The sequence below is a fragment of the Neobacillus nitrireducens genome (genome assembly GCF_030915405.1).
Lineage (GTDB): Bacteria > Bacillota > Bacilli > Bacillales > Cytobacillaceae > Neobacillus.
On the sequence record NZ_CP133262.1, the window covers coordinates 1,797,257 to 1,823,841 of the forward strand.

A 26,585-nucleotide genomic window follows, 5' to 3' on the forward strand; every position below is an offset into this window, starting at 1 on the left:
TCCTTTTAGGTTTAATTAATGATATTTACTAAGAATGCAAAAATAAAAAAATATCTTGATTTCAAGATTATTATAAAAAATAATTGCTGATTTGTCAAATCAACCTGAAAAATCATCAATATTTTGTAAACATAGGTATCATGGCATACTAGGAATTTTCAGAAAATAAATAATAAATCTTTCTTATTTTTATCGTTCGGTAGTAAGATATGGTTAGAAAATAATTTAGTCACACGAAAAAGAAGGGATAATTATGAGTTCACAAGCTGTTTTACCTGCTAAAGCACCAAAAACTTCTGAATCAACCATGTTTAAAATTCTCTTTATTATCGGATTGTGCCATTTATTGAACGATGCAATTCAAGCTGTAGTACCAGCTATGTTCCCAATTTTAGAATCTTCAATGGGCTTAAGTTTCACACAGCTTGGAATTATTGCTTTCTCATTAAATATGGTCTCATCAGTCATGCAGCCCGTAGTCGGCTTTATAACTGATAAAAAACCAATGCCTTATGCCCTGCCGATAGGACTGACCTTCACGTTAATCGGTATTCTTGGATTAGGGTTTTCCTCAAGCTATGGATTAATTGTCTTATCAGTCCTTTTCATCGGTCTTGGATCAGCAATATTTCATCCTGAAGGTTCGCGTGTTGCCTATATGGCTGCAGGCAACCGTAGAGGACTTGCACAGTCAATCTATCAGGTAGGGGGTAATACCGGTCAAGCATTAGCTCCAGTGATTACCGCCTTAATATTGGTTCCATTGGGGCAGATTGGTGCATCCTGGTTCACAATTGTTGCAGCACTAGCAGTCATTTTACTAATTTATATTGCAAATTGGTATAATAATAGGTTGATAGCTTCTCCAACTATACGCAAGAAAAAGGGCGTCAGCTTAGCTACTAAAGTAACGATATCTAAAGAAATAAAAAATACCTTGGGGTTGATATTATTATTAATATTTGCAAGGACATGGTATTCATCCGGGATTACCAATTTTTATACCTTTTACGCGATAAAGGAATATGCCCTTACGATTAAGCAGTCACAATTATTCCTGTTTGCTTTTTTACTTTCCGGGGCTGTTGGCACATTTTTTGGTGGTCCACTTTCTGATCGCTTTGGAAAGAAAACAATCATTTCCTTTTCAATGTTAGCAACCATTCCATTTTCAATTTTTATTCCACATGTAACACCAACGCTGGCGTTTATTTTCCTCATATTGACTGGGTTTATTTTAATGACTAGTTTTTCTGTAACGGTAGTATATGCACAGGAATTAGTCCCTGGAAAGATTGGAACGATGTCTGGTTTAACTGTAGGACTAGCGTTTGGAATGGGGGCCATTGGTTCTGTAGGACTTGGATATATTGCAGACTGGATTGGATTACCGTCGATGATTAGATGGCTTGGAGTTCTTCCCTTGCTAGGCTTAATCGCATTTCTTCTTCCAACAGACCAAAAGGTCAGAGAGTGGAATCAACAATCAAAATAAGGATGGGCACGATGCCCATCCTTTTAAATTTCCTGTATTTTTTGATATAATTCTTCTTTTTCCTCATCTGTAAGCATTCTTTCTGCCATTGGGAACAAAACGTTTTCCTCTTTAGAAAAATGCTCAGTTAAGATAAAGTAAGCATTTTGAATCAGTTCTGCCGTTTTTTTCTTTTCTTCTGTGGACGCTAGACCACCCTCTGCCTTGGCAAGAAATGCTCCAATATTGGTTTTTGCCTGATCATGTTCATATTCCATAACAGCTATTGGTCCGGAAGTAGTCCCGATGTACACGCCCATCATTGGAAAAAGAACGCCTTCTTCTCGTTCTGAATGGGGATCTAAGGCAGCCTTAAATTCTTTTACTTTTATTATTAATGCATCAAGGTTTGTTTCTACATCTATTTCTTGATCAATTTTTTGTGTTAAGTCATACAATCCCTCTAATTGTTCTAATAACGGAGGATGTTCACTTTTTAATTGCTTAAGTCCCTTACTTAATTCAGCTTGGGGCATACCACCAAGAGCACTCATACAGCCACTCATCAACAATCACCTCTATCTCATTCTATTGCTTCAAGTATAAAATCACCCATTCGTTAATGTAGTGACTTAGGTCACAAATATATAAAATTATAAAACAGAGGAAGAAGTTTTGTCAGTTTCATGAAAACGCTATATTTTTTTTTGAAATTTTAACATTTATCACACAAAAAAAGTTTAAATGTTTCATATAATAGAGACAGGAACATATTAGGGAGGGAAAATATATGAAAACCCCAAATTATCACGACTTTTATCAAAAAGCATTAATACCCATTGGTGTAAATGACCTTGTTTCCTTACAGGAATCCGAAGCATTCTACCCAAATTCTCCTTCGACACATTGGCTTATTGCCGTAGAAGGGGTTCAACTCCCGCAGCAAAAAATATACTATCATTGGAAGGTAAGTATCTACGCTGCTGATTCTGAAGGAGATTTCAATTGGAAAAAACCATATTATTGTTCACCAAATATGGAGTTAATCGATCATGCCAACTCATTTGCAGCTTTACTAGTTAACGCCAGTAAAAACGATAATCTTTCTTCTGTTGCTTTATTAGAGAAAATAAGCTAACCCTCTAAAAATATACCTTCTGCTTCACCTTCTTTTTACCCTCACTTGTGAAATAACCCACATATAGTATTAATTAAAAAATTTACATAAATTAAGGAGCTGTTTGCATATATCGCAAACAGCTCCTTATCTTCTAGCTAGGTATAAGATTTGAACCTGGATAACTGTCTATCTTCCGCGCCTAGGAGCTATAGCTTTTCCTATGCTAAACGGAAAACAATTCCGTGTCCGCCTTTTGGATATTCCCATTTTATATTCTGGTATGGACAGCCAATCCGGCAGCTTCCACATTCATGGCAGCCTTCGTAGCCTACCTGCATCCGTGTTCCTTCCCACTTATAAACCTCTGCAGGGCAAAATACTGTACAAATTTTATCGGGACATTTTGTCATACAAACATCATGATCCAGTACGGTCAAATGAGATTTTGTATCACACTTAAAACGGAGAAGATACTGTTTTTCCTCGATATTTTTCGTTGACATTATTTCACCGCCTTCCAAGCTCGATAGATATCTTGCAACACTCGAATGGTTCCTCGTTCAGAAGTCACACTTTTCATGATTTGTTTCTGTTTTTCACGTTTTGGTGTTCCATCAACAGTAAAGAATTTGCTCATTGCTTTATTCATCATTGGAACATATTCATTAAAGTATTGTGGATATTTCTCAAACGTATGGGCAGCATCTTTATATTTCTCTAAATCCTTCATTATGAAACTACTATTAAGCGCTTCACGGTAACTATTTAAGCTGGATTCACTAAAGTCCCCACTTTTATGCGCCTTAACCACAGCTTCAGCAGCCATTTTACCAGATGACATCGCCATGTTCGAACCTTCACGATGAATGGCATTAACAAGCTGGGCAGCATCACCGACGACAATCACTCCATTGCCAGCTACTTTAGGTACTGAACGGTAGCCGCCTTCAGGGATAAGATGGGCAAGATACTCCGCAGATTCCCCACCAGCAAGCATTGGCTTGACCATTGGGTGAGTTTTCAAGTAGTCTAAAAGCTCATATGGCTTTATTTTTGCTTTGATCATGCTTGATAGCGTAGTACCAACTCCGATATTCAAGCTATCTTTATTCGTGTAAACAAAAGCTGTTCCAAGATTACCTTTTGTAGAATCACCAAAGATTTCAATTGTACAACCCTGGTTGTCTTCCAAATTAAAACGGTCATTTATTTTTTCTTTTGGTAAATTAATAACTTCCATGACTGTCAAAGCTACTTCATCTGGCCGAAATTCTTTATGGAAGCCTAACTGCTTAGAAAGGAGTGAATTAACACCGTCAGCAAGGACCACAACATCAGCATATACCTCACCATTTGGACGGTCCGTACGTATCCCGACAACCTTGCCATTTTCAACGATACATTCCGTTACTACTGTTTCATTGATAAGAAGTGCCCCAGCTTCAACTGCTTTTTTAGCAAACCATTGGTCAAACTGAGCCCGAAGGACTGTAAAGTTATTATATGGTTCCATTCCCCATTCAAGACCCTTATACCCGAATTGAACGACAGATTCTTTATCCAACATCCAAAAGCGCTGTTCAATGACAGGTCTTTCAAGTGGAGCTTCCTTCCAAAACTCAGGAACTAATTCTTCCATTTGCTTGCGGTACAATACCCCGCCCATTACGTTTTTCGCTCCCGGGTATTCTCCTCGCTCAATTAGCAAGACGTTTAGTCCATTTTTTGCACAAGTTAGAGCACATGCACTTCCTGCTGGACCTGCCCCCACGACAATCACATCAAATTTTTCAGACATAACTTATTTCACCGCCTTTTTCAGTTCTAAGCTGCTTAAATTGTTCGATTAATTTTGGTAAGATTTCCATTGCATCTCCAACAATTCCATAAGTAGCAACATCAAAAATTGGTGCATTTGGATCTTTATTAATTGCAATAATAAAATCCGAATTTTTCATGCCGACAACGTGTTGAATAGCTCCGGATAGGGCAACTGCAAAGTAAATTTTGGGTGTAACTGTTTCACCTGTTTGACCAATTTGCAGATGGTGTGGCAGCCAGCCTGCTTCAACCACGTCACGCGTACCACCGACCGTTGCTCCAATGGTTTCCGCAAATTCATAAAGTAGCTGGAAGTTTTGCAAATCTCCCATCCCTTTTCCACCACATACGATTACATGTGCATCGGCCAAATTAGCTTTTTTTGTTACATCATTCACAATTTGGAGCACTTTTGTGCGCATATCTTCTTCTTGCAATGATATAGTCTCTTCGATAATCTTGCCTGTTCTTCCAGACACAGGTTCTAATGCCTTCATAACCTTTGGCCTAACGGTAGCCATTTGCGGTCGATGTTTTTTACAAAGGATTGTTGCCATAATATTTCCGCCAAAAGCTGGTCTGCTTGCTTCTAGCAATCTATTATCAATATCCACATCAAGCATTGTAGTATCTGCAGTTAGACCTGTATTTAAATCCGTTGCTACAGCGCTGGCTAAATCTTTACCGTTTGGCGTTGCACCGTAAAGGATAATCTCAGGTTTATATTTTTCAGCGAGCAGCATTACGCCCCTCATATAGGATTCAGTCCGGTAATTCTTTAATACAGGATGGTCGACCATATATACGATATCTGCACCATAAGAAATAATTTTGTTAGCTAATGGTTTGATTTCATTTCCTAGTAAAAAGCCAGCTAAAGGAACTTGTAGTTTATCTGCTAACTTCCTTCCAGCACCAAGTAATTCTAGAGAAACACCTTCGATTTTACCATCGTTTTGTTCGATGAATACCCAGACTCCTCGATAATCGTCTAGATTCATGTAAAATTCCCCCCCATGACAAAAGATTAATCCTTATTATTTAGTTGACTGGATTGTTAATAGGTCCTTCTTTTCCATCAACAGTTCCATTAACTGCTTAACTTGCTCATTAGTCGTACCTTCTAGCCTTTTTCCACCTTCTGGACGTGGTGGTGTAAACATCTTTCCAACAATTGTTGGTGAACCTTTTAGTCCCATTTGTGACCGATCTACATTTTCAAAGTCACTTACCGCCCAAATAATGGGTTCGTAACGTGCCGCCTTAATCATGTTTGTCATTGGCGAATAATCGATATCATTAATTTCTTTTTCAACTGTTAATAAGCAAGGAAGATTGGATTGAATCAATTCATATCCATTGGTTAATTTCCGCTTAATTAGAACCGTATTTTCTTTCTGATTGACTTCAGACACTTCAATTACATTTGTTATTGGCGGGATATCCATTCTTCTTGCAATACCTGGTCCAACTTGTCCAGTATCACCATCGATCGCGTGCTTTCCGCAAATAATCATGTCTACTGGATGCTCATTATTAATTTTTTCTAATGCTTTTGAAAGGGCATAACTAGTGGCCAGTGTATCTGCACCCGCAAAGGCACGGTCAGAAATTAAATATCCTCTATCGGCACCTATTTCTACACTCTTCCTAATAATTTCAGTCGCTTGCGGTGGTCCCATTGATAAGACAGAGATGGTCCCCCCTGTTTTTTCCCTGATTTTCACGGCCTCCTGAACTGCATGAGCATCGTAAGGGTTCAAGATGGCTGGTGCACTGCGTCGGTCGAGTGTGTTAGTTTTTGGATTAATTTTAATAATTTTTGTATCGGGTACTTGTTTGACACATACGACAATATGCATGTAGGACTTTCCCTCCTCCATATGATCTAAGATTATTGAAAGCGTTTGCTTCCTTATGGTTTAAAAATGCTTTTATTAACGATATATGAATCGCAACACAAGCATAGTACCAAACAATGATAGTTTTCTTTTTTTTCTTTCTTGTTTATTAAACAATCCTTACAAGTCACCTTGTGCAGTAGCTAAGAAGTAGTTTTAAAAAAGTTGAAGTTATTATAGAATGTGGTAAGATATGTAGTTAATCGTGATGTAAATTAAAAAAGTAGTACTAATATAACTATAAGAAATATTTAGATATTAACAATGATAAAAATCACAGCTAATGTCTAAATTTGTAGATATTTGAATCGCTTTAATTGGATAAGAAAGGAGATGTGTAATGGCTGAAGTTTTTTTGGGAAGTGTACTTTCGGCACTATCAACAGGGGCTGGGGCACTAATTATTCTATTTATTCATCAATCCATTACCCATCGATGGAAGGATGTTTTATTAGCTTTTAGTGCAGGAATTATGATGTCTGCTTCGACGATAGGGTTGATTCCTGAAGCCTTAAAAACTGGGGGATTTGGTCCACTTTTTGTAGGTGTTTGTTTAGGCGTATGGGCGCTGACTCTTTTGGAAAAAAATATTCCACATATTGACTTACAGCATAACAAAAAGGGAATTCAATTTGATGAGAAGGCATTATTGATTATTTCTGCAATTACCCTTCATAACATTCCTGAGGGACTGTCAGTTGGCGTAAGCTACGCATCCGAACAGGGGGACACCGGAAATCTAATCGCTTTAGCGATAGGCTTTCAAAATGCACCGGAAGGCCTTCTTGTCGCATTATTTTTAATCAATCAGCGAATTAGTAAACTGAAGGCCTTCATTATTGCAACTTTAACTGGAGCCATTGAAATCATTACTTCCTTATTAGGGTATTTTTTAACCACATATGTTCAGGGGCTTGTCCCATATGGTCTATCTTTTGCAGCTGGTGCCATGTTATTTATTATTTATAAAGAATTAATTCCTGAAAGCCACGGGGACGGGAATGAGCGGATATCCACCTATGCATTTATCTTGGGACTGCTTGTCATGGTGTACATAATTGATATTTTTTCGTAGCAAGGTACTTTCAAATTATTAGACTAAAATTTTTGGCCAAATCATGATCATTTGTTTAAAGGCAAATTTAATTTCTTCATTTGGCCTAGGGATTTGCTCCATCACTTTTTGATATTTATTTATTAATTCATCAAGCTCCTGGCTGTATTGTATCGTCATCTCATTGGTAAATCCCTGGGTATTGGCACTATTTATCATTAATTCTCTTTTAAGCTTTATTTCCTCAATCATTTCCATTTGGGTATTACTATACTCGCACACAATTATCCTCCTACCTCTTACTCTATTACTGTAAATTATTAAAAATTAGACTACTTGATGAATTATGACAAGAATTAATATAAAAGTAAATACAATCGCAAAAGTAGACAAAACAATCTATTTCTTTCGTTTTTCGACAAAATCCTTATTTTTTTTCGTAGTAATCCGACAAAAAATGAGGAATTGTCCAAAATAAATTTTGAAATTTCAAAACGAGGTGAAGAACTGTGAAATTAAAAATTTCATGTATACAAATGGATATTGCTTTTGGTAACCCGCAAAAAAACTACCAAACTGTCGAAAGACTTTTTGATAAAACTCACACTGAAAAACCCGATATTATTGTACTGCCTGAACTTTGGACGACAGGATATGACTTGACACACCTTAATGAAATTGCGGACTTTAAAGCAGCACAAACGATAGAATTCTTGCAAAATGCAGCCCAAAAATATCAGGTACATTTAATTGGCGGTTCTGTTGCCAATCGTGTGGAAAATGGTGTAAGGAATACACTCCTCATCATCAATAAAGATGGCCGGCTTGTGCACCAGTACAGTAAACTACATCTATTTAAACTCATGGATGAGCATGTTTATCTAGAAGCTGGGTCCGAAAAGGGGCTTTTTCAGCTTGATAATTATCAGTTTGCTGGGGCAATCTGTTATGATATTCGTTTTCCAGAGTGGATCCGAGCTCATACATCAAAAGGTGCAGAAGCTTTATTTGTTGTGGCGGAATGGCCAGCACAGCGTCTGTCGCATTGGAGGGCACTATTGGTTGCCAGAGCAATCGAAAATCAATGTTATGTTATCGGATGTAACCGTTCCGGACAGGACCCAAATAACCACTTTGCCGGGCACTCTTTGATTATTGACCCGTGGGGAGAGGTTATAGCAGAAGCGGGTGAAAATGAAGAAATTTTATCAGCAGAGATTGAGATGGACTTAGTCAAAGAAGTCAGGAAACAAATTCCTATCTTCGCGGATAGAAGACCTGAATTCTATAAATAAACTCTCAAGCAATAGTATTTTAGAAAAGCAACCCAACAAGGATGGATTTTTCGATCTATCTATTGATTGGCGCTCCGCAAAAAAACACTTCCAAGATGGAAATCAGATTGTCGAGAAAAGGGTGTTTTTCTCGGCAATTTTTCTTTTCACCGAAACCAATTATTGATTTTTGTCCCTGCTAATAGTCCTGTTGATTTGCGCTCCAGGCACTTCGCTTTCCGCGGGCGTGCCGGGGAGCCTCCTCGGCGCTGAAGCGCCTGCGGGGTCTCCCCTGCCCCGTACTCCCGCAGGAGTCTTCGTGCCTTCCGCGCAAATCAACAGGGAGAAATCAACCTGAAGAATCGCCACACAATTTTTCCAACTTGGCTAAGTGGGTGGCAATCTTTTTCATATTTTGGCAGGCTGCCCGTAAGGAGAGCCTGTTCAATTGCTTTCTTTAATCCCCGTAACCGGCAAAAGCGAAGCCCATGCAGCTCTTTTGAGTCTACGAAGGTTTCGCTCTATTTTTTCCTGCCTAAATTTATAAAGCATATTTCCAGATTTAGATAAGCAATTTTCCCTTACCTTTTCTTTGTGCGCCGCCCAAACATGATGTGTCACTACTATTATCTTATTTTTGGAGCGTGTACATTGGGAAAGAAGCGGACAGGTTTCACACCTCTTCGAATCAGATTTATATTCTTTATAGCCCTCACGGTTTGTTGTACTGTATGGTAATTCCCAATTGTTACTTCAACGTCTTTATTTAATTCATCAAAATATTCACGCGTCTCTACTTCAATTTCTTGTTTTGAATATTTATGTTTATTAGCGTTTGCCTTTAAATGGGTAGTATCCGAAAATAAGACACGACCACCTACCATTTTGTGGTTCATTGCATGAAGGACGATTTCATCAAATAATTCCTGAAGAATATCGGTACCATTAAATCGGTACTGGCGATTCCAACTGATCGTAGAGTGGTGTGGAACATGATCTTTGAACTTCAAACCTAGAAACCAGCGGTAAGCAAGATTCATTTCAATTTCTCTTTGTAATTGTCTTTCTGAAGGGATACCGTAAATATAACCAATAAACATCATTTTAAATTGAATAAGTGGATCGGAAGGGCGTCCATTGTCATCACTTTAATACGGACGAACTTTTTCAAGGAGGAAAGAAATATCAATAAATTTATCAATCAAACGAAGAAGGTGATGATCAGGAACAAATTCATCAATTGAAACAAATTCATATTCATTTTGGCTAGCTTCTTTTGGCTTAAACACTGATTTCACCACTTTTTATTAGATATTGGTAGATCATTAAGACTTTATTTATAACACTCTGTTGATTGGTACGGAAGACACGAAGACTCCTGCGGGAGTACGGGGCAGGGGAGACCCCGCAGGCGCTTCAGCGCCGAGGAGGCTCCCCGGCACGCCCGCGGAAAGCGAAGTGTCTGGAGTGCCAATCAACAGACAGGTCCCAAAGCTTGTACTTATAACATTATAGCAAATTAACGCGGTGAATTATTAAGGTATTTCTATAAAATAAGAGGCTGTCGAGAGTTTCTCGACAGCCTGACTTCCAAGAGGGAAGTGTTTTTTTGTTTGATATTTTCTGCTTCTTATAACATTGGATTTTCGTCTTTCGCTTTGAGACGACCCCATCTTTTCTCAACTTCTGCTTCGAATTCTTCTAACATTGGTTTGTTTTCTTCTTTTAGAAGGTGTTTTGTTTTACCCATATATTTTAACCATTCAGAAAGTGGAATGCGTTTATTCTTTTCTTCAGGATTGTAAGTAATTGTTGTCACACCTTGTTCCACTTCATAAAGTGGGAAGAAGCAAGAATTTACTGCAGCTTCGATAATGGTGGCACCGAAACGGTCATCAGATTTCCAGTTAAGTGGGCATGTAATGAGAATTTTCCCATAAACTGTTCCGACATTTTGGGCATACCATTGTGCTTTAGCGCCTTTTTTAACTAAGTCCTGCGGGAATGCTTCCGAACCGGTAAACACATAAGGAATATTCGTTGCTGCCATAATTTGGGCTGTGTCCTTATGATGGAATGCCTTACCTTTCTGTGCTTTTCCTACTCCAGATGTACTTGTCATATGACCAAGTGGTGTAGAATAAGACATTTGTGAACCTGTATTCATGTAGCCTTCATTATCATATTCAAGCATAATCAGTTTATGTCCACGAAGAGCAGTACCAATCGCTGAACCCATACCGATGTCCATACCGCCATCACCAGTAATCATAACAAATGTAGCGTCATCTGAAACTTCAATTTCACCGCGGCGTTTTAATTCCATGAACGCTTCAACCGTACCTGAAAGCGTTGCGGCACCGTTTTGGAACAAATTGTGCATCATCGTTTGCTTATGTGATGTGCTTGGATAAGATGTTGTTGTGACATAGGCACAGCCTGTTTGGAATAGAGTTACAATGTCTCCCTCAATCCCTTTAAAGAATAACTCAAGACCAGCAAAAATTCCGCATCCTGGGCATGCCCCGTGACCTGATGCAATTCGTTTCGGTTTACCAGTTAAGGCACGAAGCGGCGGGATTTTCACCTTTAATTTATTGGTTTCTTCATCCATTTTCACATCAATTAGACCTGTTTTAAATACATCCCCATGCTGTGGTAAAATAACCGGCTTAAGGATTTTTTCAGGATTGCCGGGAATATGACCATAGTAATCAAATGGCTTTTCCGCATAGCCTTTTTCCATTGTATCAATTGCCATATCAAAGAAGGCCTGGGCATCACTTGCATAGAAGTCCTTGCCGCCAAGACCGAATACGCGGCTTAACACGATCGTCTTGTTATCTTTATCATCTTGAAGTGCAGATTTCACTTCATGCGTTAAGTTTGGACCATTTGCTCCGTAAGAATCCGCACGTTCCCCAATTAATAATGATTTTACATTTTTAAGGGCTTCGCGAATTTCTTTTGCAGGGAATGGACGGATAATATTCGGGCTAATTACACCAGCCTTAATTCCTTTTGCGCGAAGTTGATCTACTACATCTTTGGCTGATTCAGCAGCAGAGTTTAATAGGAAAAGGGCTACTTCTGCATCTTCCATTTTATATAAATCTAGAACAGGATATTCTCTTCCGGAAAGCTTAGCATATTCCGCTGCTACCTCTTTAAAGACCTCACCTGCATTATACATTGCTTCTGACTGTTGGTAGTGATTGTTAAGGAAATCATCCCCACTCATATGTGCACCAATGGTAACTGGTTTTCTTAAATCCCTAACAAAGTTGTAATCAGTAGGACATTCACCAACAAATTGCTGTACAACACTGCGGTCCTTAAAGAATTCCACCCTGCGTTTTTGGTGGGATGTAAAGAATCCATCATAAGCAACAATAACTGGTAAGCGCACTTTTGAGTGTTCAGCAATTTTAAGTGCCATGATATTCAAATCATAAACAGCTTGTGGTGTTTTAGCTGTCAATATTACCCAGCCAGTATTTAATGCATAATAGAGATCCGAATGATCTCCACGAATATCAAGTGGACCACTGACGGCACGAGTAACGAGATTCATAACCATTGGAAAACGAGTTCCTGATTGTACAGGCATTTGTTCAAGCATATATAAGAATCCATTTGCACTCGTTGCATTGATTACCCGGGCACCTGTAGCTGCAGCACCGTAACAAATACCTGCTGAACCATGCTCGCCATCGGCAGGAATCAACTTAATATCATGCTCCCCGCGGGTTTTCATTTGATCTAAAAATTGTGCAACCTCAGTGGACGGTGTTATTGGGAAGTACCCCATAATATGATAATTGATTTGTGCGGCAGCCATAGCGGCCATTTCATTTCCTGATTCAAAGGTAGAAACTTGTTCTGCAACACTTTTTGTTATTAATTTATCTTCTAAAGTAGCCATTATTGGATTCCTCCTGCAATATAAGGAAAGTTATGCTTTACGCGGTTATCATCTGCATATCCGAGCAGTTCACGAAGATCACTAAGTGCGTCGGTTGGGCATGCTTCTACACATTTTAGGCAGCCTTTACAGTATTGGTAATCAATACCTTGAAGGAACATTTGTTTTCTGCCACGCTTATCTTCTCCTTCTTTCCAAACGAAGCAAAAGTCAGGACAAACATTGTCACAAGCTGCACAATGAATACATTTGTCTTGTTGGAACTCGGGAAGGAATCCTTGGCGTGAACCACTTAGATCTTTTAAAATGCTATTTGCTTGAGTAACCATGACTCCACCGATTTCTTGAGTCATGTAGCCTAGCTGTGGTTGTGGGCGTGAGAAGGCTTTCCCTTCCGCCCCTGCTGTCACTTCATATGTTTTAAATTGAACCTCATTATACCCGCGGTCAAAAGTACGGATATTCGGCTCAACAAGATGTGGGTATTTTTTAGTAAACGTTTTCCGAATTACATCTCTCATTGATTCAGGATCTAAAAAGTCACATAGACGATATAATGCACCAAGCATTGCCGTATTTACTTTGGTTTTTTCCTCTACGGCAATTGATAAGGCATCAACAATCGCAAGTGTTCCGTATTCTAATTGTAAATCTGTTTTAACTTCATCAAAATCCCTAGCTGTATTTACCAAAACGATACTATCAGCATTTAAGCCGCTGACAACATCAACAGTTCTATATAATGCTTCATGAAAAACACCAACAATATGTGGTTGTTCAATTGGACTATGATCTCTAATTTCTACATCTGGTTCACAAAAGCGAATGAAGCTCTTTACTGGAGACCCCTTTTTTTCAGACCCATAAGATGAAAAATTAGAGCCTTTCAAACCAAGACTAAAAACTCCAGCCTCTGCTAACATTTTTCCAGCTAGATTAGCTCCTAGCCCCCCAATTGATTCAAGACGGATTTCAAAAAATCCTAGTTCATTTTTTTTCGGTAAAATAGACATAATGTCCCTCCCTAAATTCGTTCAATAAAATAACACGAAATAGACATAAAAATTTAACTTCTTCACAACAACTATTGTAAGACAGCTATTTTTATTTTGCTGTGATAAATGTCAAACATCATAATATTTATTTTGAAACACAAAAAAATACTTTCGGATAAATGTTGCCCTATATGATTTTAAAGAGCTTTCATAATTATATAACAGGATAATCAATGTTGTATAACAGATAAAAATAGCCTGCACCCAATTTAGGATGCAGACCATTTTATATCATTTATAAATCGTTAATAACAATATACGACGCTTTAACTGGTCCGTGGACACCAACGACTAAATTCAATTCTATATCTGCAGAATTACTTGGTCCGGTAATAAAGTTGATACACGAGGCAACATGACCCGTTTTCTTGTGGATCTCCCGCATCTTTTGAGCCGCTTGAGTGATTCGTGGGACTAATGTGCTTTTCGGTATAAGGGCAATATAGGTTGCAGGTAAAAAGCTCACCGTTCTCCCTTTATTCTCATCGCTATACAAAACAACCGTTCCCGATTCAGCAAGTGTCACTTCACTAATTGTAATCCCTACATTAGCCCTCTCCGCTTTTGCGATGTTCTCTTTCCCTTTCAGGTGATCCCATTCGTAAACTTCGATCTTCTGATCAGACCATACCTGATTAAAGAGTGGGTCTAAGCCCCACTGCGAAAAGCGCTCATCCTTCCAGGTTACAATTGGACCTCCACCATAATCTGAAACCACGTTGTTAAGAGTAGCTGCTAAATCCTTTTTGTCAGTTACGTGGATATTTGTATGGATTTTCTTACATTGCTCCGTTAATACTTCTAGTAATTCGTCCTGAGTAGCATTTTTGAGCACTTCATATTGGGGCTGAAATTTCCAGATCGGCCTTTCCACCGAAGAGGAAATTCTCGGGCGTTCCAAACGACTGGCAATTTGATTTAAAAATTTATCCCGATTTTGAATCATCCCTGCCATGATTATTTGCCTCCCTTTTCACGGTTTTTAAACCAATCTCTGAATCGTTCTTTATTTGGTGCTGGAAAATCACGAATATCTGTCCATGCTTTTAAGGGGCCTGGTCCTTTGGTGATCTTCTCTCCAACAGTAAATGGATTCATTGCAGCAGGTGCAATTTTAGACCCAATGTTATACATAAGTGGCGATGCTGCCCCTAAACCAAATGCTTTCATTAATAATTTTTCGGATATGGGTGCCTTTCCCTCTTTTTCAACTATGACTTCACGGTGTTTATGAAGAAGGTTATGTAACGGTATTTTTACCGGACATACTTCTGTACAAGCACCACATAGAGTTGATGCGTAAGGTAGTTCTTTAAATTCATCATATCCCCCTAATAATGGAGACAAGACTGCACCAATTGGACCTGAATAGATAGAGCCGTATGCATGTCCGCCGACATGACGATAAACTGGGCATACATTTATACAAGCTGCACAACGAATACATTGTAGGACCGACTGGAACTCGCCCCCAAGAATTTTGGATCTACCATTGTCAACAATGACAAGGTGAAATTCCTCTGGACCATCAACATCCAATGCTTCTTTTGGCCCTGTTAACACTGTAATATAACTAGTTAATTTCTGTCCGACCGCACTTCTAGTTAATAAACTAACTAGGACCTCCATCTCTTCAAAAGTAGGGACAAGTCTTTCCATCCCCATAACAGTAATTTGTGTTTTAGGTAATGCAGTCACTAGGTCAGCATTTCCTTCGTTTGTCACTAAACTGAAAGATCCGGTCTCTGCGACGGCAAAGTTACAGCCTGTTATCCCGATATCCGCTGAAAGGTATTCCTTTCGCAGCATTTGACGAGCATGCCAGGCTAATTCTTCAGGTTTTGATGTTTTTGTATAACCTAGCTTCTCAGTAAATACGTCACGAATTTGCTCTTTATTTTTATGTAAAGCTGGTACAACAATATGAGAAGGCGGATCATGATCATCAATTTGTAGAATGTATTCGCCTAAATCCGTCTCAATTACCTCACAGCCTTCTTGCTCCAACATTGCATTTAAGCTGATTTCTTCGGTTACCATTGATTTTGATTTAACAATTTTCTTTGCTTCCTTCTTTTTTACAACCCCACGGATATACTCGTTAGCCTCTTCCTTGGTCTGAGCAAAAAATACATTTCCGCCGCGTTTGGCAACATTCTCACTTAATTGCTCCAAGTAATAATCCAAGTTTTCTAGTACATGCTGACGGATTTCTTCCCCATGCGAACGCCATTCTTCCCAGTTGCCTAATTCCTCAGTTGCAACTCGTCTTTTTACTCCCATACCGTCCTGTGCTCCTGCAACGGCGCCGCGCATGAAGTCATCATGAATCCCTTTATCAACACGATCTTTAAATTGATCCGTGCTAATCTTCATTGACATACAATCATTCCTCCACTCTCTGAATTTACTAAACAAGTAAGAACAATCATCGACTATTTAATACCTCAGCAATATGCATCACTTTGATTGGCTTTCCTACTCGATCAATCCGCCCGCCGATATTCATTAAGCATGCCGCATCAGCACCAATAAGGTACTCTGCGCCTGTTTCTTCTACATGGCGAACTTTTTCATCGACCATTTGCTCAGAAATTTGAGCCATTTTTACGGAAAAGGTCCCCCCAAATCCACAGCATTGTTCCTTCCCGGGTAATTCTGTAAACTTAAGACCTTTTACATTGCTCAAAAGAATCATTGGAGCTTTTTTAACACCTAATAACCTCGTCATATGACAAGAAGTATGGTAGGTAACACTACCTTCAAAACGGGCACCAACATCTTCAATTTTCAAAACGTCAACAATAAATTGGGTTAGTTCAAATGATCTTTCTGCCAATCTTTTTGCCTTAGGTTCCCAAACTGGGTCACCCTTAAATATGTGTTGGTATTCATGAAACATCGTTATACAAGAGCCTGATGGCGAGACTATGTACTCCGCATCTTTAAATGTATCAATCATACGTTTCATCGCTTCTTTTGTTTCTTTTACATAGCCACTATTGTATGATGGCTGACCACAACATACTTGGGATTCAGGAAAATCTATTTCACATCCAAGTCTTTCAAGCAGCTCAACCGTTGCTTTTCCTACATTACTTTGAAACATATCTACAATACAGGTTGCAAAAAGTGTTACCTTCATGTCTGTCTTCCTCTCCTACATATCAAATTTTCATAAGTCATACAGTAAACAGGTCATCAGATGACTTGGTAAAAAAAGAAATAATTTTTATAACATTTATACTACTATAAAGTTAGTTACGATTGAAAGGGTTTGCAAAAAAAAATATAAAAAAAAAAACATGCGGTCCAAAATAATTGGCTAAGCATACTTTTTTTAGAAATATATGGATCATTTCGAAAAATCTGCAGATAGAAAGTACTTTTGTAGAATTATTTCAACATTCTCCAAATGAATAAGCATATATTTGCTCGCTTTTTCTTCATCTTGCTCCTTAATCGCCTCATAAATATCATTATGTTCTTCATAAAGTTGTTCAACTGTTCTTTGTTTAGAAAAGAGCCAAACCCGTCTTGTTTCTTTCATCGTTTCTCCCATTAATCCAGAAACTTGATTCATCAAACTAAGCAAAAGAGGGTTTTGAGCTGCCTCTGCTAGTACAAAATGAAATTGTAAATCTGCCTTTTCACCTAGCGTCTCATCCCCATTGGCATGTTTCATTTCATCTAGAGCATTCTCCATCCTGGTTAGATGCGAACTTGTTCGTTTTTTAGCTGCTGCTGCTGCAGTACCAACTTCAATAATCTTACGAACCTCTAAAAGTTGTGCGATATCTTCTTTATTCATTAAAATAGCTGTTGAAAGTGGGAAAGTAATTCGATTTGTTTCAAATTCGTTTACATAGGTACCTTCCCCTTGCTTCATTTCAACAAGGCCCATCGCTCTTAATGATGTTAATGCTTCGCGAATCGCAGATCTCCCCACTTGAAAGTTTTCCGCCAACTGTTGTACCGAAGCAAGTTTCTCACCAGGTTTAACTTGGCCCGATCGAATCAATTCATAAATAGCCTCTGCTACTTCTTCATATATTTTTTTTGGTTTAATTTTTTTATATTTCACACAACCAACCCCTAACAAGCAATTCCTCTTTCAGACACCCTCTTATTATACCGTTTTTTCAAAAAATGCATATACCATCCAACATCAGTCCACTAAAACATTTTTACACTACCATCATATGAAAATGCTATAAAATATTAATATTTTCAAAAAAAAGATTGTATTTCTACCAATTTGTCACTTATAATTCATTTTAGCACCGTGATACATCTTATCATCAGATGACCTAATCACCATTTGTAAGCGGTTACCGATTTTAAGGAGGGTAGATATTATTTACTTAGGGGAAAAAACAAAAAAAAAGCTAATTCGGGGGGATTAAGCGATTATGACATTTACTCAAAATTTTACCGCAGTGGGAGATAATCTCGCACTTTCAGCTGTTGTTGCACTAATTCCAATCATTTACTTTTTCTGGGCTTTAGCAGTCAAACGGATGAAGGGCTATCTAGCTGGAATATCTACACTAGCAATTGCCTTAGTCATTGCAATTTTTGCCTATAAAATGCCGGCTGGGATGGCATTTATGTCCGCATCCCAAGGTGCCGTATATGGTATTCTGCCAATTGGCTGGATTATTATAACTTCAGTATTTTTATACAAACTTACAGTAAAAACGGGACAATTTGATATTATTCGAACATCTGTTGTATCCATTACTGAGGACCGCCGTTTACAGGCTCTTTTGGTTGCCTTTTCTTTCGGGGCGTTCCTTGAAGGTGCTGCAGGTTTCGGTGCACCAGTAGCAATATCTGCTGCTCTATTAGTAGGTTTGGGTTTCAATCCTTTATACGCCGCCGGGCTTTGCCTAATTGCAAATACTGCACCTGTAGCATTCGGAGCTATCGGTGCCCCGATTATTGCTATGGAAGGTCCTACCGGAATTGCGGCTACTGAAATCTCCAAGATGGTAGGCCGTCAATTGCCGTTTCTATCTGTCTTTATCCCGTTCTATTTAGTATTTATTATGGCAGGCTGGAAGAAAACGAAAGAAGTAATGCCCGCCATTCTTGTTTCGGGAGTAGCATTTGCTGGTACACAATTTTTCACTTCAAACTTTATGGGACCAGAACTTCCCGATATCTTATCAGCATTAGTTTCATTATTCGCACTTGCAATCTTCTTGAAATTCTGGAAGCCTAAAACGATTTTCCGTTTCACTTCTGAACAAGAGCTTGCTGCAACCTCAACCGTAAAGACTCTAAAAACCCAAGATGTTAAACATTCAGGTGGGCAAATTTTCAAAGCTTGGTCCCCTTTCCTATTGTTAACAGGAATCATTACTTTATGGGGTATGCCTACTATTAAACTAGCTTTAACCGGGCATTATGAAGGAGCAAATGCAATCTTAAAAGCTCTTAATACCATCGGACATTCACTAACGTTTATTCCAAATGTCCCACTAATAAACAATAAAATTATCAACACTGCCGGTGCTGCTGTTCCTGCTATATACAAACTTGAGTTGCTTGGAGCAGCAGGGACTGCGATCTTGATCGCAGCCATCTTAACAAAATTCATTGTTGGGATTTCCTGGAAAGATTGGGCAATTACGTTTGGAGAAACCCTTAACGAGTTAAAATATCCAGTTATAACAATTGCTTCTGTTGTTGGTTTTGCTTATGTCACCAATTCCTCTGGTATGAGTACTACTCTTGGAATGACACTTGCAAAAACAGGTTCAACGTTATTTCCGTTTTTCTCACCTTTCCTTGGCTGGCTTGGGGTGTTTATTACTGGTTCTGATACATCGGCAAACTTATTATTCGGTAACCTGCAAAAAATTACAGCAACTTCCGTCGGCATGAATCCAGTCCTTGCCCTTGCAGCTAACTCTTCAGGTGGGGTAACTGGAAAAATGATTTCACCGCAATCTATAGCTGTTGCCTGTGCAGCGGTAGGTTTAGCAGGAAAAGAATCCGATTTATTCCGCTTCACGATTAAACATAGCTTTTTCTTAGTTATTATTGTGGGGATTCTTACCTTCCTACAAAACGGTGTATTGTCTTGGATGATACCTTAATAAAAATATAAGACGAAGGCACATGCTCAAACAGGGCATGTGCCTTTTGTTATGGTTAGTCTTCTAGTCTTTTGTCAAAAATAAGCTATAATAGTTAAGGTTCTCATATAAACAAAGGAGTTTTTTTATGAATGTAATTTGTTCCACTTTGAATGCTAAGTTTATTCATACGAACCTAGCGATTCGATATTTAAAGGCTTATGCAGCACCTGAATTTAACATACAAATTAAAGAATATACGATAAAGGATCCCGTCTTAAATATCGTAACAGATCTATATCAATTGAAACCAGACGTCATTGGATTTAGCTGTTATATCTGGAACATCGAAGAAACCATTAAAGTGGTTAATTTGTTAAAAAAAGTGGATCCATCACTTATTATTGTTCTTGGCGGTCCTGAAGTTACATATGATACGCGTGAATGGATAGGAAAAATTCCTGAAGTTGACTTTATTGTTATCGGTGAAGGAGAACAAACCTTTAAACAACTTCTAGTTGAAATTGAAAGAAATCATAATTATAACAAGGTACCTGGCATTGCCTTCCGTGATAATGACCAGATCATTATCACTCCCCAAATGAATAAACTGGATCTTAAGGATATACCCTCTCCTTATCGATTCCCAGAAGATATCGTTCATTTAGGCAAAAGAGTCACCTATATTGAAACTAGCCGCGGTTGTCCATTTAGCTGCCAATTTTGTTTGTCATCGATTGAAGTAGGTGTCCGTTATTTTGATCGTGAAAAAATTAAAGATGATATACGTTATTTAATGGCTCATGGTGCAAAGACGATCAAATTTGTGGACCGAACCTTTAATATTAGCAGGAGCTATGCAATGGAAATGTTCCGTTTCTTAATTGATGAACATCTGCCCGGCACCGTCTTTCAGTTTGAAATTACTGCAGATATTATGCGCCCTGAAGTAATTGAATTTCTAAATCAAGAAGCCCCTAAAGGACTATTCAGATTTGAGATCGGTGTCCAATCAACGAATGACTTTACAAATGAACTTGTGATGCGCAAACAAAATTATTCTAAACTTTCTAGAACTGTTTTAATGGTGAAGGAAGGTAATAAGATCGATCAGCATCTAGATTTAATTGCTGGTTTACCAGAAGAAGATTACAATTCTTTCCGAAAAACGTTTAATGATGTTTTTGAGCTGCGACCTGAAGAACTGCAGTTAGGGTTTTTAAAAATGCTTCGGGGAACGGGAGTCCGCCTTCGTGCTGCTGACCACGAATATGTTTATATGGATCATTCTCCCTATGAAATCTTAAGTAATAACGTTCTCTCTTTTAATGATATTGTTCGAATCAAGCAGGTGGAAGATGTATTAGAAAAGTATTGGAATGACCATCGCATGGATGCAACTGTTGAATTCTTAATATCCAATGCTTTTCCATCTCCTTTTGATTTTTTCCAACAGTTTGGTTCCCACTGGGAAAAGCAAGGCTGGTCCAGAATTGGTCATCAACTGGAGGATTTATTCCGCAGACTGTATACCTTTTTGGAACACAAGGGCGTTAACGACCTTGATGTCATTGTTGGCCTAATGAAATATGATTATCTCAAGAACCATAAATATAAACCGAGAAAACCTTGGTGGGAAGCTAGTTTTGATAAGGAAAAGCGAACACAAATTTACAAACAAATTTTCGAACACCCATCTATTTTAGGACAATCGTTTGTTGACCTTGGCTTAGATGAAAAGGAATTATATAAACATACCATGCTTGAGGAAATTCCCTTTGATTTATCACTGTATCAAGCAACAGGACAGATAAATAAACATCCTTCATGTTTATTAACCTATTTTGACCCTATGAATGGGAGAACACTCATATTTTCATTTCTCGAGAACTAACAAAGCCGGCATAGCCGGCTTATTTCTTTTTATTATTTTTCTTCTCTTTCTGTGACACCTGTAGAGTATCATACAATTTTGTGCCGTTAACATCGCCAAATTCAACGCTGAATTCTTCAGTAGGAATACGTGGTGGGGTTTTACGGCGGTTTTTCATCAGCTTCTTCCCTTTTTCCCTAATTTAGAATTTCGGTTCTGAAACCTTATTGCATTATTATTATCTGTGAATTCCGCTGAAAATTCACTCTCCTGAACATTTTTATGGGGTGTTTTTGTATATTTTTCTACTGCATCAAACTCCGCTTTACGCTTAGCCATTGAAAATCCTCCCTTAAAAATTTATCTTACTACCATAGTTTTAAACAAATATAGAGTAATCATTCCTTTCCTTATTTTTCATTAATAAAATTGCAGGACTCGAGGAAAATAAGAAAAAACAGGAGTGATGTGAAATGAAAAAATCGAAAAATACTCAGTTGACAGATCAGGTTAGCATGAATGAAACGATGCCACATCAAATAAATTCGCCCAGCTTTGAAGGTACTGGAATTAAGATGGAGCCTCCTTTTGTGAATAAACATGGTGTTATTATTGGTGATAGTATTTATTCCTCTCCTAATTCCCCATTAGAAACCTGGACAAAGGATACAGACCCTTCAATCATGGCTGGAGATGATTGGGTTCACCCTACAAATGATATCGGCTGGAACACATCCGAAAATCGTGAGTTATTAGAAATGAAAAAGAAACCGCAGGCCTACCCTTTTATGCATCCTACAAAAGATGTTAGTAAAGGTAGCGATTGATGGATATTAAAATTTTGTACACACTCCGGGGTATCCACTCCGGAGTTTTTTAATACACCTCTAAACAAACATTGATATAATAAAGATAAGGATTTTTCGGAGGTGCAAACGTTGCTATTACCTGAGTTAGCAGAAAAGGTCGTTAAAGAAGTAAGAAAGTTAATCGGAGAAGATATTATTGTTGTTAACATTGACGGGTATATCATTGCAAGTACAGACATCAAAAGAGTCGGAACTTTTCATGAAGGAGCATTGGTCTCCGCTCAAAAAAAGCGAAAGCTAACGATTACTGATGAAGATCAATTAAAATTAATGGGTGTGAAAGCAGGAATTAATTTACCAATCTTCTTTCAACATGATGTGATTGGAGTTATTGGAATCACCGGTGAACCAAATAAAGTCACTCCATTTGGAGAAGTAATCCGGAAAATGACCGAACTCCTTATTAGTGAAAATTATTATGCCGAGCAGTTTGATTGGCACACGCGAGCGGTAGAATCCTTCGTCATGGATTGGGTTCAAGCGAAAGAGTGGACAGACTCTTTTTTAAGTAATGCTAAGCTTTTATCTATCGATATTGAAGTTAAGAGAGTTGTGGTCCTTATTGAATTTTTAGAATTAACCTCCCCTCTCTCTAGAGATAGTTGGTCTTCCATCTTTAATCGGTTTCAGCAAAATACAAAAGAAGTGGTTGCCAGGTCAGGCAATGAAAGGATCGTTTTACTGATAAATTGCTCAAATGGTCGAAGTCGAGCTAGTATTGAAAAGCGCCTAAAGCAATTTTTTCAGTTCTTAACAACTAACTTTGGGATACAAGCGGCGGCTGGAGTTGGGCAGGCTTTCGAATCAAAAGAAATTAGCAATTCTTATCGCCAAGCAGAAAAATCATTGAAAATTGCCAAATTAAATAACACGATCACCTTTGATGAAGATCTAACCCTTGAAATGATTTCCGAAGACATCAACCCAAAAACAAAAGCTGATTTTGTAATGAGAACAATTGGACCCCTTCTGAAGGAAAAAGAACTCCTTGAAACTTTAAAGGAATTATTTAAGCAAAACCATTCATTAAAAAATACGTCTAATCAATTACATATACATATTAACACCCTTCATTACCGCTTAAAAAAAGTTGAGGAATTAACACAATTAAAATCAAATAATATTCATGATCTAGTGATCCTCTACCTAGGGATTCTATTTTTAGATGAACAAACAAAAATAATAAATTATAAGTGACTTTTTTTAGATGTTTATCCATAGCAGGCTGATGCCTGTTTTTTTTATACTTTAATTAGGTAAAAAATTTAAAAACAGTGTGAAGAAACTTGTAAGCGTAACCAATGAATGGGGGAAACAGAATGCTTTCCAAAGTTGTGAAGGAAAAGTTAGTAGCTATTGTTTCGAAGGAAAATTTTGATGATGCCAAAACTGAAAGACTGGTTTATTCCTATGATTCAACACCAAATTTGCAATCCATGCCGGATGCCGTTGTCAGTCCAAGAAATACAAAGGAAGTCTCTGAAATTGTTAAGGTATGTAATCAATATAAAGTGCCCATTGTTCCACGGGGTTCGGGAACAAATTTATGTGGAGGAACCTGCCCGACTGAAGGTGGAGTTGTCATTCTTTTCAAATATATGAACAAAATCCTTGATCTTGATGAGGAAAATTTAACCATTACTGTCCAGCCAGGGGTCATTTTAGTTGACGTGGCGAATGCCGCCTCCGCAAGAGGACTTTTCTATCCACCTGATCCAGGTTCAATGAAAATTGCCACAATTGGTGGAACTATTAATGAAAACGCCGGCGGATTGCGTGGACTTAAATATGGTGTCACCCGTGACTATGTAATCGGTCTTGAGGTTGTCATGCCAAATGGTGATATCATCAAAACAGGAGGGAAACTGGCAAAAGATGTGGCTGGTTATGATCTCACACGTTTAATGGTTGGCTCAGAAGGGACACTTGGTATTATCACTGAAGCTATCTTAAAACTAATTCCTATGCCAGAAACAAAAAAGACGATGCTTGCCTTATATCAGGACCTGGAGGCCGCGGCCAAAACCGTTTCCAAGATTATTGCTAATAAAATTATTCCTATCACCCTCGAATTTCTTGACCAGCCTACGATTAGGGTAGTTGAAGACTATTCAAAAATCGGCCTACCTACGGACGCAAAGGCTGTCCTATTAATTGAACAAGATGGCTCACCTGAAGTAGTCGACCGTGATATTGAAAAAATCATCGAGGTTTGTAAGGAAGAAGGTGCGGTCTCCGTCCAAGTTGCCTCTACTGATGAAGAAGCACTTGCCTTAGCGGCTGCAAGACGAACCGCTCTTTCAGCTCTGGCACGGCTTAAGCCAACCACTGTACTTGAAGATGCTACTGTCCCGAGATCTGAACTAGCGAAAATGGTAAGAGCCATCAATGAAATAGCTGATAAATATAAATTGCAAATCTGTACCTTTGGCCATGCTGGTGACGGAAATCTCCATCCAACCTGCCCAACTGATTCAAGAAATCATGAGGAAATGGAACGTGTGGAGATGGCATTTGCTGAAATCTTTGAAAAAGCAGTCGAGTTAGGTGGAACTATTACTGGTGAGCACGGTGTCGGTGTGATGAAAGCCCCCTACCTAGAATTAAAGCTTGGCAAAGAAGGCATTGCTGTAATGAAGGCAATCAAACAGGCATTGGATCCTAATAATATTATGAACCCTGGTAAAGTCTTTGCAAAAGAGGACAGGAAGCGCGTGGTGGTTACAAAATGACAACAGTGAAAGAGAAGGAAATCATCCAAGAACAGTTTAAAGAGAGAATGAATGAAGATGACCTATTAAATTGCATGCGTTGTGGATTTTGTTTACCTGCATGCCCAACCTATATTGAATCAGGCTACAAAGAATCTCACTCACCTCGAGGAAGAATCGCCTTAATGAAGGGAGTTGTTGATGGACTAATTGAACCAGATGAAGATTTTGAGCGATCGCTTAACTTATGTCTAGGCTGCGTGGCATGTGAAACAGTTTGCCCATCTGGAGTAAAGTATGGCCATATGCTTGAAGAAGCACGTGATATTGTCAGTCAAAATAAGAAATACTCATTGCCGACTCGTATTGTGCGAAAAACTGTATTTGAGGGATTGTTTCCACATCCAAATCGTATGAAAAATGTTACAGGGCTTATTGGATTTTACCAACGGTCAGGATTACAATCTATTGCACGAAAAATCGGATTTTTAGGTATTTTGCCTGAGCATTTAGCATTAATGGAAAAAGTCCTGCCAGAAGTAGCAACTATGAAGGAAATGAAAAATAGGCCAGTACATGTAGAGCCTATTGGAAAACAAACACATCGTGTTGCTTTTTTTAGCGGCTGCTTAATGGATTCAATGTTTATGAAAACAAATGATGCAACCATTAAGTTACTTCAACTGGCTGGTTGTGAAATTGTCATTCCAGAGGACCAAACATGCTGTGGTGCCCTGCATGGTCATTATGGTGAAAAAGGTGGTTCTAAGGAGCTGGCAAAAAGAAACATCCAGGCCTTTGAAGACTTAAATGTTGATTTTATTATTACAAATGCAGGCGGATGTGGCGCCTTTTTACTTGGTTATGATCACATTCTAAAGGATGATCCTGTTTGGAGTGAACGAGCCAAGAAATTTACAGAAAAAATTCAAGATGTCTCAGAAATTTTAGTTTCTGTTAATTTCCATAAGAGGGTAAAGCTCGAGCTTTCTTCACAGATCATAACTTATCAGGATTCATGCCACTTACGTAACGTGATGAAAACAGCTTCTGCCCCTAGACTATTGCTTCAGTCTATTAAGGGAGCAGAGTATGTGGAAATGAAAGATGCCGACCGCTGCTGTGGTTCAGCAGGGATATATAATATTATCGAGTCAGAAATGTCGATGAAAATGCTTGATTACAAAATGGTACAAGCAAAAGACACACAAGCAGCAACTATTGTCACAGCTAATCCCGGCTGCTTATTGCAAATGAAGGTTGGGATAGAAAAAGAAGGACTCTCAAAGAAAATGAGAGGCATTCACATTGTTGACCTGTTATTAGAAGCAGTGAAAAAGTAAGGAAAAAGGAGCCGAAGGGCTCTTTTTTTATTATGTATGAAATAATTAATATCCAATACCGAAAAACATTACCACTTAT

The 26,585-nt window shown here is 38.4% G+C and carries 24 protein-coding genes and 1 pseudogene; 10 read left to right on the plus strand and 15 right to left on the minus strand.

Translation table 11 applies throughout. The features are described from left to right. Positions 1–253: 253 nt before the first annotated feature. Positions 254–1,495 carry an MFS transporter gene (locus tag RCG22_RS08635; protein WP_308106522.1) on the plus strand — a complete coding sequence of 414 codons (1,242 nt, stop codon included), beginning with the start codon at positions 254–256 and terminating at the stop codon, positions 1,493–1,495. 23 nt (positions 1,496–1,518) lie between these two features. Here RCG22_RS08635 and RCG22_RS08640 read toward each other — a convergent pair whose 3' ends face one another. Then, positions 1,519–2,040 (minus strand): hemerythrin domain-containing protein, encoded by a 522-nt coding sequence (locus RCG22_RS08640; RefSeq protein ID WP_286138107.1) that lies wholly within the window; start codon positions 2,038–2,040, stop codon positions 1,519–1,521. 224 nt (positions 2,041–2,264) lie between these two features. Here RCG22_RS08640 and RCG22_RS08645 point away from each other — a divergent pair, with 224 nt between their 5' ends. Then, entirely contained in the window at positions 2,265–2,612 is a 348-nt protein-coding gene (locus RCG22_RS08645; protein WP_098263142.1) for a hypothetical protein, read from the plus strand. A gap of 200 nt (positions 2,613–2,812) precedes the next feature. On the opposite strand, the gene RCG22_RS08650 is transcribed toward RCG22_RS08645, so the two are convergent. The 4 genes from RCG22_RS08650 to RCG22_RS08665 are packed head-to-tail and all read right to left on the minus strand — an operon-like array spanning position 2,813 to position 6,277. Beyond that, positions 2,813–3,097 (minus strand): ferredoxin family protein, encoded by a 285-nt coding sequence (locus tag RCG22_RS08650; protein WP_066252392.1) that lies wholly within the window; start codon positions 3,095–3,097, stop codon positions 2,813–2,815. Beyond that, positions 3,097–4,392: an FAD-dependent oxidoreductase gene (locus RCG22_RS08655; protein WP_308106523.1), complete on the minus strand. Its 1,296-nt coding sequence runs from the start codon at positions 4,390–4,392 to the stop codon at positions 3,097–3,099. The genes RCG22_RS08650 and RCG22_RS08655 overlap by 1 nt, the downstream gene beginning before the upstream one ends. Next, positions 4,385–5,416, minus strand: coding sequence for an electron transfer flavoprotein subunit alpha/FixB family protein (locus RCG22_RS08660; protein WP_308106524.1), 1,032 nt, complete (start codon positions 5,414–5,416; stop codon positions 4,385–4,387). The genes RCG22_RS08655 and RCG22_RS08660 overlap by 8 nt, the downstream gene beginning before the upstream one ends. 36 nt (positions 5,417–5,452) lie before the next feature. Further along, positions 5,453–6,277 (minus strand): electron transfer flavoprotein subunit beta/FixA family protein, encoded by an 825-nt coding sequence (locus tag RCG22_RS08665; RefSeq protein ID WP_098263145.1) that lies wholly within the window; start codon positions 6,275–6,277, stop codon positions 5,453–5,455. Positions 6,278–6,656: 379 nt separating this feature from the next. On the opposite strand from RCG22_RS08665, the gene RCG22_RS08670 reads away from it, so the two are divergent. Beyond that, positions 6,657–7,391, plus strand: coding sequence for a ZIP family metal transporter (locus RCG22_RS08670; RefSeq protein WP_308106525.1), 735 nt, complete (start codon positions 6,657–6,659; stop codon positions 7,389–7,391). A gap of 18 nt (positions 7,392–7,409) precedes the next feature. Here RCG22_RS08670 and RCG22_RS08675 read toward each other — a convergent pair whose 3' ends face one another. Next, entirely contained in the window at positions 7,410–7,652 is a 243-nt protein-coding gene (locus RCG22_RS08675; protein WP_308106526.1) for a Spo0E family sporulation regulatory protein-aspartic acid phosphatase, read from the minus strand. A gap of 227 nt (positions 7,653–7,879) precedes the next feature. Here RCG22_RS08675 and RCG22_RS08680 point away from each other — a divergent pair, with 227 nt between their 5' ends. Further along, entirely contained in the window at positions 7,880–8,665 is a 786-nt protein-coding gene (locus RCG22_RS08680; RefSeq protein ID WP_308106527.1) for a carbon-nitrogen family hydrolase, read from the plus strand. A gap of 328 nt (positions 8,666–8,993) precedes the next feature. Here RCG22_RS08680 and RCG22_RS25505 read toward each other — a convergent pair. The 7 genes and pseudogenes from RCG22_RS25505 to RCG22_RS08715 form a co-directional block, all read right to left on the minus strand. Then, positions 8,994–9,942, minus strand: a pseudogene (locus RCG22_RS25505) (transposase). Positions 9,943–10,274: 332 nt separating this feature from the next. Next, the gene (locus RCG22_RS08690) at positions 10,275–12,569 is read right to left on the minus strand and encodes a thiamine pyrophosphate-dependent enzyme (protein ID WP_098263148.1); all 2,295 of its coding nucleotides are present in this window, start codon (positions 12,567–12,569) and stop codon (positions 10,275–10,277) included. Further along, the gene (locus RCG22_RS08695; protein WP_308106528.1) at positions 12,569–13,582 is read right to left on the minus strand and encodes a 2-oxoacid:acceptor oxidoreductase family protein; all 1,014 of its coding nucleotides are present in this window, start codon (positions 13,580–13,582) and stop codon (positions 12,569–12,571) included. Before RCG22_RS08695 ends, RCG22_RS08690 begins: the two co-directional genes overlap by 1 nt. Positions 13,583–13,859: 277 nt before the next feature. Further along, a complete protein-coding gene (locus tag RCG22_RS08700; protein ID WP_308106529.1) occupies positions 13,860–14,579 on the minus strand; it encodes a LutC/YkgG family protein in 720 nt (239 codons plus the stop codon). Between the two features lie 2 nt (positions 14,580–14,581). Beyond that, positions 14,582–16,006: a LutB/LldF family L-lactate oxidation iron-sulfur protein gene (locus RCG22_RS08705; protein ID WP_098263151.1), complete on the minus strand. Its 1,425-nt coding sequence runs from the start codon at positions 16,004–16,006 to the stop codon at positions 14,582–14,584. A 46-nt stretch (positions 16,007–16,052) separates the two neighbouring features. Continuing rightward, complete coding sequence (locus tag RCG22_RS08710) at positions 16,053–16,769, minus strand: (Fe-S)-binding protein (protein ID WP_308106530.1); 717 nt, start codon at positions 16,767–16,769, stop codon at positions 16,053–16,055. Positions 16,770–16,979: 210 nt separating this feature from the next. Then, positions 16,980–17,708 carry a FadR/GntR family transcriptional regulator gene (locus RCG22_RS08715; protein ID WP_308106531.1) on the minus strand — a complete coding sequence of 243 codons (729 nt, stop codon included), beginning with the start codon at positions 17,706–17,708 and terminating at the stop codon, positions 16,980–16,982. 328 nt (positions 17,709–18,036) lie between these two features. Here RCG22_RS08715 and RCG22_RS08720 point away from each other — a divergent pair, with 328 nt between their 5' ends. Both RCG22_RS08720 and RCG22_RS08725 read left to right on the plus strand, forming a co-directional pair. After that, entirely contained in the window at positions 18,037–19,731 is a 1,695-nt protein-coding gene (locus RCG22_RS08720; protein ID WP_098263153.1) for an L-lactate permease, read from the plus strand. A gap of 127 nt (positions 19,732–19,858) precedes the next feature. Beyond that, positions 19,859–21,604 carry a B12-binding domain-containing radical SAM protein gene (locus tag RCG22_RS08725; protein ID WP_308106532.1) on the plus strand — a complete coding sequence of 582 codons (1,746 nt, stop codon included), beginning with the start codon at positions 19,859–19,861 and terminating at the stop codon, positions 21,602–21,604. Positions 21,605–21,623: 19 nt separating this feature from the next. Here RCG22_RS08725 and RCG22_RS08730 read toward each other — a convergent pair whose 3' ends face one another. Then, positions 21,624–21,761, minus strand: a complete 138-nt coding sequence (locus RCG22_RS08730) for a hypothetical protein (protein WP_308106533.1) — start codon at positions 21,759–21,761, stop codon at positions 21,624–21,626. Then, positions 21,761–21,922 (minus strand): hypothetical protein, encoded by a 162-nt coding sequence (locus tag RCG22_RS08735; RefSeq protein ID WP_166257651.1) that lies wholly within the window; start codon positions 21,920–21,922, stop codon positions 21,761–21,763. The genes RCG22_RS08730 and RCG22_RS08735 overlap by 1 nt, the downstream gene beginning before the upstream one ends. Positions 21,923–22,056: 134 nt before the next feature. Between RCG22_RS08735 and RCG22_RS08740 the strand changes: the two genes are divergently transcribed. The 4 genes from RCG22_RS08740 (at position 22,057) to RCG22_RS08755 (ending at position 26,506) form a co-directional block, all read left to right on the plus strand. Then, positions 22,057–22,410: a DUF3905 domain-containing protein gene (locus tag RCG22_RS08740; RefSeq protein WP_098263156.1), complete on the plus strand. Its 354-nt coding sequence runs from the start codon at positions 22,057–22,059 to the stop codon at positions 22,408–22,410. 111 nt (positions 22,411–22,521) lie between these two features. Continuing rightward, positions 22,522–23,649, plus strand: coding sequence for a CdaR family transcriptional regulator (locus RCG22_RS08745; RefSeq protein WP_308106534.1), 1,128 nt, complete (start codon positions 22,522–22,524; stop codon positions 23,647–23,649). 122 nt (positions 23,650–23,771) lie between these two features. Further along, positions 23,772–25,184 (plus strand): glycolate oxidase subunit GlcD, encoded by a 1,413-nt coding sequence (gene glcD / locus RCG22_RS08750; protein WP_308106535.1) that lies wholly within the window; start codon positions 23,772–23,774, stop codon positions 25,182–25,184. Continuing rightward, positions 25,181–26,506, plus strand: a complete 1,326-nt coding sequence (locus RCG22_RS08755; RefSeq protein WP_308106536.1) for a (Fe-S)-binding protein — start codon at positions 25,181–25,183, stop codon at positions 26,504–26,506. The genes glcD and RCG22_RS08755 overlap by 4 nt, the downstream gene beginning before the upstream one ends. Positions 26,507–26,585: the final 79 nt, after the last annotated feature.